A 13,152-nucleotide genomic window follows, 5' to 3' on the forward strand; every position below is an offset into this window, starting at 1 on the left:
TTCCACTTCTTGTTCACTCAGTCTGTACTTAGGTTAAAACCTGGATACTAAAAGGGAGGTAGGCCCCTTGCTAGATGTAAATAATTTCGAATTTATGAAAATAGGTTTGGCTTCACCTGATAAAATTCGATCTTGGTCTTTTGGTGAAGTAAAAAAACCGGAAACCATCAACTATCGAACGCTGAAGCCGGAGAAAGATGGATTGTTTTGCGAAAGAATCTTTGGTCCTCAGAAAGACTGGGAATGTCATTGTGGTAAATATAAACGTGTCCGCTATAAAGGCGTAGTTTGTGACCGCTGCGGTGTCGAAGTTACCAAAGCAAAAGTCCGGCGTGAGCGGATGGGGCACATCGAGTTAGCTGCCCCAGTTTCTCACATCTGGTATTTCAAAGGAATTCCGAGTCGTATGGGTCTTGTCATGGATATGTCCCCACGTGCTTTGGAAGAGGTTATTTACTTTGCGGCATATATTGTTACGGATGCTGGAGATACGGCACTAGAGAAAAAACAATTGCTTTCCGAGAAGGAATACCGTGCATATCGTGACAAGTACGGTCAGTCCTTCCAAGCGCAAATGGGCGCTGAAGCAATCCGCAAACTTCTCCAGGATATTGATTTAGATAAAGAAGTCGACCAACTTAAGGAAGAATTGAAAACGGCACAAGGACAACGACGCACACGTGCGATCAAGCGTCTGGAAGTATTGGAAGCCTTCCGCAACTCCGGAAACGAGCCTTCCTGGATGATATTGGATGTATTGCCGATCATCCCGCCAGAGTTGCGTCCGATGGTACAGCTGGATGGTGGGCGCTTTGCCACTTCCGATTTGAATGACTTGTACCGCCGTGTGATCAATCGGAACAATCGTTTGAAACGCCTGCTTGATTTAGGCGCGCCAAGCATCATTGTTCAAAATGAGAAGCGCATGCTTCAAGAAGCTGTCGACGCATTGATTGACAATGGACGTCGCGGCCGTCCGGTTACTGGACCCGGAAACCGTCCGCTCAAGTCGCTTTCCCACATGTTGAAAGGGAAACAAGGCCGTTTCCGTCAAAACTTGCTCGGTAAACGTGTTGATTATTCCGGCCGTTCCGTAATCGTTGTGGGACCGCATTTGAAGATGTATCAGTGCGGACTACCGAAAGAAATGGCAGTGGAACTGTTCAAACCGTTCATTATGAAAGAGCTTGTCGAGAAAGGGCTCGCCCATAATATAAAATCGGCAAAGCGCAAAATTGAACGATTGCATCCGGAAGTATGGGACGTTCTTGAAGAAGTAATCAAGGAACATCCTGTTCTGTTGAACCGGGCGCCAACCCTTCACAGATTGGGAATCCAGGCATTTGAGCCGACGTTGGTTGAAGGAAGGGCGATCAGGCTCCACCCGCTCGTATGTACAGCGTATAACGCCGACTTTGATGGTGACCAAATGGCTGTACACGTTCCGTTGTCTGCCGAAGCGCAAGCCGAAGCGCGTATCCTGATGCTTGCTGCGCAGAACATTTTGAATCCAAAAGATGGCAAACCGGTTGTTACGCCATCTCAGGATATGGTACTCGGTAACTATTACATTACGTTGGAGCGTAAAAACGCAGTAGGCGAGGGGATGGTTTTCAGAGATCTTAACGAAGCCTTGATCGCTTACCAGAACGGTTACGTCCATTTGCATACTCGAGTTGCCGTAAGTGCAGCTTCTTTAGGCAATGAAACATTCAGCGAAGAACAGAAAGGCAAGTTGATTATCACTACAGTGGGTAAACTGATCTTCAATAACATGCTTCCTAATTCGTTCCCGTATATGAACGAACCAACACAGGAAAACCTGGAGCTTCGTACACCAGAAAAGTACTTTGTGGATAAAGGGGCAAATGTGAAAGAAATCATTGCCGAGCGGGAGATCATTTCTCCATTCAAAAAAGGCATACTGGGTGACATAATCGCCGAGGTATTTAAACGGTTCAAGATCAGCGAAACATCGAAAATGCTTGACCGCATGAAAGACCTAGGATTCAGCTATTCAACAAAAGCCGGTATCACTGTCGGTGTTTCCGACATTGTCGTACTGGCTGAAAAAGAAGAAATACTTGATGAAGCCCAAGGCAGAGTTGATAAAGTCTTGAAACAATTCCGCCGCGGTCTCATAACCGAAGAAGAGCGATATGACCGAGTCATTTCCATTTGGTCACAGGCTAAAGATACTATTCAAGATAAGCTGATGAAGTCTTTGAATCCACGCAACCCGATTTTCATGATGAGTGATTCCGGTGCCCGTGGTAATGCATCTAACTTCACACAGCTCGCCGGTATGCGCGGACTGATGGCCAACCCGGCAGGACGAATCATTGAATTGCCGATCAAGTCAAGCTTCCGTGAAGGATTGACGGTACTTGAATACTTTATTTCCACTCACGGTGCCCGTAAAGGTCTGGCTGATACAGCGTTGAAAACAGCTGACTCTGGTTACTTGACCAGAAGACTTGTCGATGTAGCCCAGGATGTCATTATCCGGGAAGAAGACTGCGGAACAGATAAAGGTTTGACCGTACAGTCGATTACAGAAGGTACCGAAATGATCGAACCGTTGATCGACCGTCTGATCGGAAGAACTTCGTTCCAGGTTGTCCGTCATCCAGAGACACAAGAAGTGCTGGTCGATAAGAATGAGGTCATCACAGAGGATACTGCCAAGCAGATAGTAGATGCTGGCATTGAACATGTGACGATCCGGTCCGTCTTTACTTGTAACACCAAGCATGGAGCTTGTAAAAAATGTTACGGCAGAAACCTTGCTACTGGAGACGAAGTGGAAGTCGGTGAAGCAGTCGGTATTATCGCCGCCCAGTCTATCGGTGAACCAGGTACACAGCTTACAATGCGTACGTTCCACACTGGTGGTGTAGCAGGAGACGATATCACCCAAGGTCTGCCGCGTATCCAGGAGCTTTTCGAAGCGCGTAATCCGAAAGGTCAAGCAGTTATCAGTGAGATCAAGGGAACAATCCAGGATATCAACGAGATCAAAGACAAGCAGGAAATCGTTGTACAGGGTGAAGTGGAAAACAGATCATACACTTCTCCATATGGTGCACGATTGAAAGTCGCTGTCGGTGACCAGGTAATAGCCGGTCAGGAACTGACAGAAGGTTCGGTTGACCCGAAAGAGCTTCTGAAGGTTCAAGGCATCGACGGAGTACAACAGTACTTGCTGAAAGAGGTTCAGAAGGTTTACCGGATGCAAGGTGTTGAGATTGGCGATAAACACGTTGAAGTGATGGTTCGACAAATGCTTCGTAAAGTCCGTGTTTCTAATGCAGGGGACACCGATGTGTTGCCAGGTTCACTGCTTGAGATCCATCAGTTCAGAGATGCCAACAAAAACGTATTGCAGGAAGGCAGGCAGCCGGCTGTCGGCAGACCTGTCATTCTCGGTATTACGAAGGCGTCTCTTGAGACAGACTCCTTCTTATCAGCTGCATCCTTCCAGGAAACAACACGTGTCCTTACCGATGCCGCTATTAAAGGAAAACGAGATGAATTACTCGGCCTGAAAGAAAATGTCATTATCGGTAAGCTTGTACCAGCGGGTACCGGCATGCCGACATACAGAAAAATACAGGCTGAATTGGATGAAGTGGAAGAACCTGTTGATGTGCAACAGGCAGAAGAAATAACCCATTAATTACTTTGTAAAGACAAGGTATAGCAGGGAAGCTGACAGGAAACGGCAGATTATCGCAATCTGCCCGTTTTCCTGCCTCTATATAAAAAATCCTTCCAAATTAAGTTGACATTGAAATTCCAGGATGATACTATATTTGAGGTGCTTCCGTTTATCCTTGTTACTTTGGAGGATAGCTAATGTCTTATGATAAAGTGGCACAGGTTAAAACTGGTTTGATAATAGGAACCAAGCAAACATTGAAAGCCATGAAAAATGGCGAAGTAAGGGAAGTAGTTATTGCAGATGATGCTGATCTGCAAATAACAGAGAAAGTGTCGCGTCTTGCAAATGATTTGAGCATCCCATGCAGCAGGGTGGATTCCAAGAAGAAACTAGGCGAAGCATGTGGCATAGATGTAGGTACAGCGACTGTGGCAATCAAGCAATAAAGTTTTGGCGAATCGTAGTTAATCGCGAAAACTTTGTTTTTTGCCTCAAAATGAACCACCTGGATATGTGGTATTACAGAATGAAGTTGAAAGGAGGAAAAACAAATGCCTACAATTAATCAATTAGTACGCAAAGGCCGTGTGAGCAAAGGAAAAAAATCCGACTCACCAGCATTGAACAAAGGGTACAACAGCTTCAAGAAAACCTTGACTGATCAATCTTCTCCGCAAAAACGCGGGGTGTGTACTCGTGTTGGTACTTTGACACCGAAGAAACCAAACTCTGCACTTCGTAAATACGCTCGTGTGCGTTTGACAAACGGTATTGAAGTCACTGCTTACATTCCTGGTATCGGACACAACCTTCAAGAGCACAGTGTAGTGCTTATTCGCGGAGGTCGTGTAAAAGACTTGCCAGGTGTACGTTATCACATCGTCCGTGGAGCGCTTGATACAGCCGGAGTAGAAGGCCGTGCGCAAGGACGTTCGAAGTATGGTACAAAGAGACCTAAAAAATAATGCAGCAATTGCTCATTCTTAAATAGATAAACAGAAAGGAGGAAATCATATGCCACGTAAAGGACCAGTAGCAAAACGTGATGTATTGCCAGATCCGTTACACAACTCTAAGCTTGTTACTCGTTTGATCAACCAAATCATGATTGACGGACAACGAGGTAAAGCTCAGAAGATTCTTTATAAAGCATTTGAACTTGTACAAGAACGCAGCGGCCAAGACGCCATGGAAGTTTTTGAACAAGCGATGAAAAATGTTATGCCAGTACTTGAAGTACGCGCACGCCGTGTGGGGGGTTCTAACTACCAAGTACCTGTAGAGGTGCGCCCCGAACGTCGCCAGGCGTTAGGCCTACGTTACATTGTCAACTACTCCCGTCTTCGCGGAGAAAAAACAATGGAAGAACGCCTTGCAAACGAAATCCTTGATGCTTCAAACAACACAGGTGCATCTGTCAAGAAACGCGAAGATATGCACAAAATGGCTGAAGCCAACAAAGCATTCGCTCATTACCGCTGGTAATCTAAAAACTAAACATTATATCAGGAAGGAGAAAGATGCATGGCTAGAGAATTCTCCTTGGAAAAGACTCGTAATATCGGTATCATGGCTCACATCGATGCTGGTAAAACCACTGCTACCGAGCGTATTCTTTTCTACACAGGACGTATCCATAAAATTGGCGAAACCCACGAGGGTGCTTCTCAAATGGACTGGATGGAGCAGGAACAAGAGCGTGGTATCACCATTACTTCTGCTGCGACAACTGCTCAATGGAAAGGTCACCGTATCAACATCATCGATACACCAGGCCACGTGGACTTCACAGTCGAAGTAGAACGTTCCCTGCGTGTACTTGATGGTTCTGTAGCAGTTCTTGATGCTCAATCTGGTGTGGAACCACAGACAGAAACCGTTTGGCGTCAGGCTACAACTTACGGTGTTCCTCGTATTGTATTTGTAAACAAAATGGATAAAGTAGGTGCAGACTTCCTTTATTCCGTTGGAACACTGGGCGACCGTCTGGGAGCAAACGCTCATCCAGTTCAATTGCCAATTGGTGCAGAGGATAATTTTGAAGGAATTATCGATCTGATTTCCATGGAAGCATATTACTACATGGATGACCTGGGTACCCGTGCGGAAGCACGTCCGATTCCGGACGAATATAAAGAACAGGCTGAAGAATATCGCACCAATTTAGTTGAAGCAGTAGCTGAGCTGGACGAGGAACTTATGATGAAGTACTTGGAAGGCGAAGAAATCTCCAACGAAGAGTTGAAAGCTGCTGTTCGTGCCGCTACGCTAAGCGTTGAATTCTATCCTGTTTTCTGTGGATCTGCCTTTAAAAACAAAGGGGTACAGTTGCTGATCGACGGTGTCATCGACTACCTGCCATCACCAACTGATGTACCTCCGATCGAAGGACATGTACCACAAACAGAAGAAAAAGTTGTCCGTAAATCCGATGACAATGAGCCATTCTCAGCATTGGCATTTAAGGTTGCAACCGACCCTTATGTCGGAAAACTGACTTTCTTCCGCGTATATTCCGGTACATTGAACTCCGGTTCTTATGTACGAAACTCTACGAAGGATAAGCGTGAGCGTGTAGGTCGTATCCTGCAAATGCATGCCAATTCCCGTGAAGAAATTTCAACCGTTTATGCCGGCGATATCGCTGGTGCTGTCGGACTGAAGGATACTGGAACAGGGGATACACTTTGTGACGAGAAGTCACTGGTAATCCTGGAATCCATGGAATTCCCTGAGCCGGTTATCGATGTAGCTATCGAGCCGAAGACAAAAGCAGACCAGGACAAAATGGCTGTTGCGCTAGGCAAGCTGGCTGAAGAGGATCCAACTTTCCGTACAGAAACAAACACGGAGACAGGCCAAACAATTATTTCCGGTATGGGTGAACTTCACCTGGACATCATTGTTGACCGTCTGAAACGTGAATTCAAAGTTGAAGCTAATGTTGGTGCTCCACAGGTTGCTTATCGTGAAACTTTCCGTGCTTCTGCTGAAGTAGAAGGTAAGTTTGTAAGACAGTCCGGTGGTAGAGGTCAATACGGCCACGTTTGGGTCAAATTTGAGCCAAACGAAGAAGGCGCCGGCTTCGAATTTGAAAACAAAATCGTTGGTGGTACTGTTCCTCGTGAATACATCCCTTCCGTAGAAGCTGGTATCAAGGAATCTATGGAAAACGGTGTGTTGGCAGGATATCCATTGATCGACGTCAAAGCGACCTTGTTCGACGGAAGCTACCATGACGTTGACTCTAACGAAATGGCCTTTAAAGTTGCCGCATCAATGGCACTTAAGGCTGCAAAAAACAAATGTCAACCAGTCATTCTGGAACCAATGATGAAAGTCGAAGTTACGATTCCGGAAGAATATATGGGAGACATCATGGGTGACGTAACATCCCGTCGCGGACGTGTTGAAGGTATGGGCGCTCGTGGTAATACACAAGTCGTAAATGCTTTCGTACCGCTTTCCGAGATGTTCGGTTATGCAACGGCGCTTCGTTCCAACACACAAGGAAGAGGTCAATATACGATGCACTTTGACCACTACGAAGAAGTACCGAAGAGCATTTCCGAAGAAATTATCAAAAAAAATGCTGGTGAATAATTGATTTTTTTCTGTTCATCGCGTATAACTTGTATTGTAAGCTTAGAAACGACTTCTTGGTTGTTTCTAAGCGGCAAATACATTGATTATAAAATCAACACTTTTACTTACTTAAAGGAGGAAATATAAATGGGTAAAGAAAAATTCGATCGCTCCAAAGACCACGTTAATATTGGTACTATCGGTCACGTTGACCACGGTAAAACTACTTTGACTGCTGCTATTACTACAGTACTGCACAGCCGTTCTGGTTCTGGTACTGCAATGGCATATGACCAAATCGACGGTGCTCCAGAAGAGAAAGAACGCGGAATCACTATCGCAACTTCTCACGTTGAGTACGAAACTGAAAACCGTCACTATGCGCACGTTGACTGCCCAGGTCACGCTGACTATGTTAAAAACATGATCACTGGTGCTGCACAAATGGACGGAGCTATTCTTGTAGTATCTGCAGCTGACGGTCCGATGCCGCAAACTCGTGAGCACATCCTTCTTTCTCGCCAGGTTGGTGTACCGGCAATCGTTGTATTCTTGAACAAAACAGACATGGTAGACGATGAAGAACTTCTTGAGCTAGTAGAAATGGAAGTTCGCGACCTACTATCTGAGTATGACTTCCCTGGTGACGATGTACCTGTAATCAAAGGTTCTGCTCTTAAAGCTCTAGAAGGTGACGAAGAGTATGCAAACAAAATCTTCGAACTTATGGATGCTGTTGATGAGTACATCCCAAGACCAGACCGTGACACTGAAAAACCATTCATGATGCCAGTTGAGGACGTGTTCTCTATCACTGGTCGTGGTACAGTTGCTACTGGCCGTGTTGAGCGCGGACAAGTTAAAGTCGGTGACGAAGTTGAAGTTATCGGTCTTGCTGAAGAAGCAGCTAAAACAACTGTAACTGGTGTAGAAATGTTCCGTAAGCTTCTTGACTATGCAGAAGCTGGCGACAACATTGGTGCACTTCTACGTGGTGTGGCACGTGACGATATCAACCGTGGCCAAGTTCTTGCAAAGCCAGGTTCTATCACTCCACATACAAAATTTAAAGCAGAAGTCTATGTCCTTTCTAAAGAAGAGGGTGGACGTCATACTCCATTCTTCGGTAACTACCGTCCGCAGTTCTACTTCCGTACAACTGACGTAACTGGTGTTATCACACTTCCAGAAGGCGTAGAAATGGTTATGCCTGGTGACAACGTAGAAATGAGCGTAGAACTTATTTCTCCAATCGCTATCGAGGACGGAACTAAGTTCTCTATCCGTGAAGGTGGCCGTACAGTAGGCGCCGGCGTTGTTGCTTCTATCCAAGAATAAGTTGGAACAATGAAAATTAAGCAGACAGCTAAAAGCTGTCTGCTTTTTCGTTATTATGAAGATGCAACGAGATAGAGACAAATGTGTAGCTGTCAAAACAGCAAAATCGAGATGATCAAAATCTCGAACATTTCGAATCCGACCGCCTTTTTTCTATAAGGTACCAGCTTGACCTGACAATTAATAAAGATTAATGACCTCCTCTGTGAAAGAATGGTGTAAAAATTCCGCACCGGCAAGGGAATTCGTTTCTAACGGCAGCTTTCTTCTTGAATGGTATCGTTGCATATTGAAAACTACATTAAAGGATCTGTTTTATCCCATGGGAGGAATATATAGTTAGCACTAGTCGTGATTGGCTCTCAGAGATTCTGTCAGGATTGCTTTCTTACCAACTACCAATCTGCCAAGAAAGTTTTGATAAATCGAGGTTAGAGTACCGGGACCCGACGAAAGCAACATACAGAGATTCATCTGTAGAAAACCCTGCATAAACATTTCATGGAAGGCGCTGGATTTGTGCGCAGCGAATCGAGGATCATACGTCAGAATGAAAGGAATTTTAACCAAGGATAATTTTCTCGTTTCTCTTTTCATCCATTGCATAGTCAACCGAGTTCATAAAGGAGTTCATGTTATGTCCTTGCTGTTATTCGTGTTTCAAACACGGGATAACGGTAAGAACGCTTTTGGATTCAAGTGGAGTTGTTTCCATAATAAATAATTCGGTCCAGCAACTTTCGCAGTTTTTCATTTTATTACCACCAAAAAACAGGAATAATACCTTGAAAACAGGGGTGAACCTCCTGTATAATACGGGAAGTGCCGTTGAAACTGCGCCTTAAAGGAACTTTTCAAAAGAGAAGGGTTGTACTTGTTTTGAAACAAGTGCTTTCGCGTTATTTTTTCGAAAGGCTCCTTTCTTCACATTTAAGGTTGCAATGACCGCTATTATTCTATATAATAAGTAATGTTGGTCATAAAAGGCGATGATGCGGAAGGTTGTTGGCACACCCGGCCCCTTTGCCATGGCGGGGATGCCAAGGAATTTTCGCGGAGAATGTCTATTATAAAATGGGCGAAAAAAGGAGGGAAAATAATGGCAAAAGAAAAGATTAGAATTCGTTTAAAGGCGTATGATCACCGTATCCTGGATCAATCTGCCGAGAAGATTGTAGACACAGCGAAGCGTTCTGGTGCTAATGTATCCGGACCAATCCCGCTTCCAACCGAAAAATCAGTGTACACAGTACTTCGTGCCGTACACAAATACAAAGATTCTCGTGAGCAATTTGAAATGCGCACACATAAACGTCTTATCGATATTGTAAGTCCAACACCGCAAACGGTTGACTCGCTAATGCGTCTTGATCTGCCGTCTGGCGTGGACATTGAAATTAAATTATAAAGAATTCAAAGATATTAGGAGGTGTGACGGATGGCGAAAGGAATCTTAGGTCGAAAAATCGGCATGACACAACTTTTCAGTGAAGAAGGAGAATTGACTCCTGTAACTGTAATTCAAGCCGACCCGAACGTTGTTCTTCAAAAGAGAACACTTGAGAATGACGGATATGAAGCAATTCAATTGGGTGTAGCTGATCAAAAAGAAACAAAGGCGAACAAGCCGGCAAAAGGGCATGCTGAAAAAGCAAACACAACTGCTAAGCGCTTCATTCGTGAAATCCGTGATGCTAACCTTGACGACTATGAAGTAGGCCAAGAGGTTAGTGTTGAGATTTTTCAAACTGGAGACAAAATCGATGTTACTGGAACTTCTAAAGGGAAAGGATTCCAAGGTGCAATCAAGCGCCATAATCAATCCCGCGGACCAATGACCCACGGTTCTCGTTACCACAGAAGACCAGGTACCATGGGTGCCATTGACCCGATGCATGTTTTCAAAGGCAAAAAACTTCCTGGACAAATGGGCGGAGAGCAAGTAACACTTCAAAACCTTGAAGTAGTAAAAGTCGACGCTGAACGCAACCTTATTCTTGTAAAAGGTAATGTGCCGGGAGCGAAAAAATCATTCGTTAAAATCACGAGTGCAGTTAAGGCTAACTAATCATAAACGAAGGGAGGATATGTCATGCCTAAAGTAGCACTTTATAACCAAGGCGGATCACAAGTCGGCGATTTAGAACTTAATGATGCCGTTTTTGGTATTGAACCAAACACACACGTTTTACACGAAGCTGTTGTTATGCAACGCGCTTCTTTACGCCAAGGAACACACGATGTAAAAAACCGTTCTGAAGTACGCGGTGGTGGACGCAAACCATGGCGCCAGAAGGGTACAGGACGTGCCCGTCAGGGATCCATCCGCTCTCCGCAATGGGTAGGCGGCGGAACTGTATTCGGCCCTACACCACGCAGCTATAGCTACAAACTACCGAAGAAGGTACGCAGATTGGCGCTAAAATCTGCTCTTTCCTCTAAAGTGAACGAAGAAAGCCTGGTTGTCCTTGATAGTCTTGCATTCGATGCACCGAAAACAAAAGAAGTGGTAAACGTACTTGCTGCTCTTAATGTAGATGGTAAAGCATTGATCGTAACTGCCGATCAGGACGAAGTTGTTGCACGTTCTGCTAACAACTTGCCAAACGTGAAGGTTTTGACTGTGAGCGAAGTTAACGTACTTGACTTGCTTACGCATGACAAGCTGATCTTGACAAAAGAAGCAGCTGAAAAAGCAGGGGAGGTGCTTGCATAATGAAGGACCCACGAGATATTATTAAGCGCCCGATAATCACGGAACACTCTGCTGACTTGATGGCAGAAAAGAAATACACCTTTGAAGTGAACACCAAAGCCAACAAAACAGAGATAAAAGACGCTGTTGAGTTGATTTTTGATGTGAAAGTAGAAAAAGTCAATACAATGAATCTCAAAGGTAAATTCAAGCGGATGGGTCGTTACGGTGGATACCGTCCAAACCGCAAGAAAGCCGTTGTGCAATTGACAGAAGACAGTAAAGAACTTGAATTCTTTGAAAGTGTATAAATAAAACCTATTAAAAAAGGAGGGAAACAAGATGGCGATTAAAAAGTATAAACCAACTTCTAATGGTAGACGCGGCATGTCCACTTCCGATTTCGCTGAAATCACAACCGACAAGCCGGAAAAATCCCTGTTGAGCCCGATTCACAAACGTGGCGGTCGTAACAACCAGGGTAGATTAACAGTTCGTCATCAGGGCGGCGGCCACAAGCGCCAATATCGTATCATCGATTTCAAACGCGACAAAGATGGAATACCAGGACGCGTTGCTACAATCGAATACGATCCAAACCGCTCCGCAAATATTGCATTGATCAATTATGCTGATGGTGAAAAGCGATACATCCTTGCACCTAAAGGCCTGACTGTAGGTACTGAAATTATTTCTGGACCAGAGGCTGACATCAAGCTTGGAAACTCGCTTCCACTGCAAAACATTCCAGTAGGTACTATCATTCATAACGTAGAATTGAAGCCTGGCCGCGGCGGACAACTAGCCCGTTCTGCAGGAGCTCAAGCTCAAATTCTGGGACGTGAAGATAAATACGTATTGGTACGTCTGGTATCTGGTGAAGTACGCCTAGTACTCGGCACTTGCCGCGCTACAATCGGACAGGTAGGAAACGTAGAACACGAATTGATCAATGTTGGTAAAGCAGGACGTTCTCGCTGGAAAGGCAACCGTCCAACTGTTCGTGGTTCTGTAATGAACCCTAACGATCACCCACACGGTGGTGGTGAAGGTCGCGCGCCTATCGGTCGTAAATCACCAATGTCTCCTTGGGGCAAACCTACGCTTGGTTACAAAACGCGTAAACGCAACAAGCCGACGGATAAATTCATCGTTCGTAAACGTAAAAAATAACGGGATTGAAAGGCGGGAGACAAACCCCGTCTGTCAATCGCAAAGGGAGGTTTATGTATGGGTCGCAGTTTGAAAAAAGGACCTTTCGCAGATGACCATTTAATGAAAAAAGTCGAAAAATTGAACGAAGACAACAAGAAGCAAGTTGTGAGAACTTGGTCTCGCCGTTCAACTATATTCCCTAACTTTGTTGGTCATACCATCGCTGTATATGACGGTCGCAAACACGTACCGGTATATGTCACCGAAGATATGGTCGGACATAAATTAGGTGAATTCGCGCCAACCCGCACGTTCAAAGGGCATGCTGGCGATGACAAGAAAACAAAACGCTAATGAGAGGAGGCACTCTTGATGCAAGCTAAAGCCGTTGCGAAATCTGTTCGTATTGCTCCTCGTAAAGTTCGTTTAGTCGTAGATTTAATTCGAGGAAAAAAAGTCGGAGAAGCCGTTGCAATTCTAAACCATACACAACGCGGTGCATCACCAGTTGTGGAGAAGGTATTGAAATCAGCTATCGCTAATGCTGAGCACAATTATGAAATGAACCCGGATGATTTGGTAGTATCTGAAGCATTCGTAAACGAAGGCGTCACACTGAAACGTTTCCGCCCTCGTGCAATGGGTCGTGCTAGTCAAATCAATAAAAGAACCAGCCATATCACTGTGGTTGTATCAGAACAGAAGGAGGGATAAT

The 13,152-nt window shown here is 44.9% G+C and carries 13 protein-coding genes; all 13 read left to right on the forward strand.

The genetic code is table 11. From position 1 onward, the window contains the following. Positions 1-67 precede the first annotated feature (67 nt). The 13 genes from rpoC to rplV all read left to right on the forward strand — a co-directional run bounded on the left by rpoC (position 68) and on the right by rplV (position 13,151). Complete coding sequence (gene rpoC / locus F6X55_RS02235) at positions 68-3,679, forward strand: DNA-directed RNA polymerase subunit beta' (RefSeq protein ID WP_153461793.1); 3,612 nt, start codon at positions 68-70, stop codon at positions 3,677-3,679. 179 nt (positions 3,680-3,858) lie between these two features. Further along, a complete protein-coding gene (locus F6X55_RS02240) occupies positions 3,859-4,110 on the forward strand; it encodes a 50S ribosomal protein L7ae-like protein (protein ID WP_026771005.1) in 252 nt (83 codons plus the stop codon). 105 nt (positions 4,111-4,215) lie between these two features. Beyond that, complete coding sequence (gene rpsL, locus F6X55_RS02245) at positions 4,216-4,629, forward strand: 30S ribosomal protein S12 (RefSeq protein ID WP_026569040.1); 414 nt, start codon at positions 4,216-4,218, stop codon at positions 4,627-4,629. 49 nt (positions 4,630-4,678) lie between these two features. Beyond that, on the forward strand, positions 4,679-5,149 hold the full coding sequence (gene rpsG, locus F6X55_RS02250) for a 30S ribosomal protein S7 (RefSeq protein ID WP_026771004.1): 471 nt from the start codon (positions 4,679-4,681) through the stop codon (positions 5,147-5,149). Between the two features lie 39 nt (positions 5,150-5,188). Further along, positions 5,189-7,267: an elongation factor G gene (gene fusA, locus F6X55_RS02255; RefSeq protein WP_026569041.1), complete on the forward strand. Its 2,079-nt coding sequence runs from the start codon at positions 5,189-5,191 to the stop codon at positions 7,265-7,267. A 129-nt stretch (positions 7,268-7,396) separates the two neighbouring features. Further along, on the forward strand, positions 7,397-8,587 hold the full coding sequence (gene tuf, locus F6X55_RS02260) for an elongation factor Tu (RefSeq protein ID WP_026569042.1): 1,191 nt from the start codon (positions 7,397-7,399) through the stop codon (positions 8,585-8,587). Between the two features lie 1,099 nt (positions 8,588-9,686). Then, on the forward strand, positions 9,687-9,995 hold the full coding sequence (gene rpsJ / locus F6X55_RS02265) for a 30S ribosomal protein S10 (RefSeq protein WP_026569043.1): 309 nt from the start codon (positions 9,687-9,689) through the stop codon (positions 9,993-9,995). A 30-nt stretch (positions 9,996-10,025) separates the two neighbouring features. After that, the gene (rplC, locus tag F6X55_RS02270; RefSeq protein ID WP_026569044.1) at positions 10,026-10,655 is read left to right on the forward strand and encodes a 50S ribosomal protein L3; all 630 of its coding nucleotides are present in this window, start codon (positions 10,026-10,028) and stop codon (positions 10,653-10,655) included. A gap of 24 nt (positions 10,656-10,679) precedes the next feature. Further along, positions 10,680-11,303 carry a 50S ribosomal protein L4 gene (gene rplD, locus F6X55_RS02275; RefSeq protein WP_026569045.1) on the forward strand — a complete coding sequence of 208 codons (624 nt, stop codon included), beginning with the start codon at positions 10,680-10,682 and terminating at the stop codon, positions 11,301-11,303. Continuing rightward, a complete protein-coding gene (gene rplW / locus F6X55_RS02280) occupies positions 11,303-11,593 on the forward strand; it encodes a 50S ribosomal protein L23 (protein ID WP_026569046.1) in 291 nt (96 codons plus the stop codon). The genes rplD and rplW overlap by 1 nt, the downstream gene beginning before the upstream one ends. Positions 11,594-11,624: 31 nt before the next feature. Continuing rightward, positions 11,625-12,455: a 50S ribosomal protein L2 gene (gene rplB, locus F6X55_RS02285; protein ID WP_026569047.1), complete on the forward strand. Its 831-nt coding sequence runs from the start codon at positions 11,625-11,627 to the stop codon at positions 12,453-12,455. Positions 12,456-12,512: 57 nt separating this feature from the next. After that, positions 12,513-12,791 carry a 30S ribosomal protein S19 gene (gene rpsS / locus F6X55_RS02290; protein ID WP_026569048.1) on the forward strand — a complete coding sequence of 93 codons (279 nt, stop codon included), beginning with the start codon at positions 12,513-12,515 and terminating at the stop codon, positions 12,789-12,791. An 18-nt stretch (positions 12,792-12,809) separates the two neighbouring features. Beyond that, the gene (gene rplV / locus F6X55_RS02295; protein ID WP_026569049.1) at positions 12,810-13,151 is read left to right on the forward strand and encodes a 50S ribosomal protein L22; all 342 of its coding nucleotides are present in this window, start codon (positions 12,810-12,812) and stop codon (positions 13,149-13,151) included. The last annotated feature ends 1 nt before the right edge of the window (position 13,152 follow it).

The organism is Sediminibacillus terrae (assembly GCF_009602435.1).
In the GTDB taxonomy this organism is placed as follows: Bacteria; Bacillota; Bacilli; order Bacillales; family Amphibacillaceae; genus Sediminibacillus; species Sediminibacillus terrae.

What these genes read in the sequence shown, in the direction of transcription:
- F6X55_RS02240 (WP_026771005.1), top strand. Translation starts at nt 3,859, where the DNA reads ATGTCTTATGATAAAGTGGCACAGGTTAAAACTGGTTTGATAATAGGA.
- rpsL (WP_026569040.1), top strand. Translation starts at nt 4,216, where the DNA reads ATGCCTACAATTAATCAATTAGTACGCAAAGGCCGTGTGAGCAAAGGA.
- rpsG (WP_026771004.1), top strand. Translation starts at nt 4,679, where the DNA reads ATGCCACGTAAAGGACCAGTAGCAAAACGTGATGTATTGCCAGATCCG.
- fusA (WP_026569041.1), top strand. Translation starts at nt 5,189, where the DNA reads ATGGCTAGAGAATTCTCCTTGGAAAAGACTCGTAATATCGGTATCATG.
- tuf (WP_026569042.1), top strand. Translation starts at nt 7,397, where the DNA reads ATGGGTAAAGAAAAATTCGATCGCTCCAAAGACCACGTTAATATTGGT.
- rpsJ (WP_026569043.1), top strand. Translation starts at nt 9,687, where the DNA reads ATGGCAAAAGAAAAGATTAGAATTCGTTTAAAGGCGTATGATCACCGT.
- rplC (WP_026569044.1), top strand. Translation starts at nt 10,026, where the DNA reads ATGGCGAAAGGAATCTTAGGTCGAAAAATCGGCATGACACAACTTTTC.
- rplD (WP_026569045.1), top strand. Translation starts at nt 10,680, where the DNA reads ATGCCTAAAGTAGCACTTTATAACCAAGGCGGATCACAAGTCGGCGAT.
- rplW (WP_026569046.1), top strand. Translation starts at nt 11,303, where the DNA reads ATGAAGGACCCACGAGATATTATTAAGCGCCCGATAATCACGGAACAC.
- rplB (WP_026569047.1), top strand. Translation starts at nt 11,625, where the DNA reads ATGGCGATTAAAAAGTATAAACCAACTTCTAATGGTAGACGCGGCATG.
- rpsS (WP_026569048.1), top strand. Translation starts at nt 12,513, where the DNA reads ATGGGTCGCAGTTTGAAAAAAGGACCTTTCGCAGATGACCATTTAATG.
- rplV (WP_026569049.1), top strand. Translation starts at nt 12,810, where the DNA reads ATGCAAGCTAAAGCCGTTGCGAAATCTGTTCGTATTGCTCCTCGTAAA.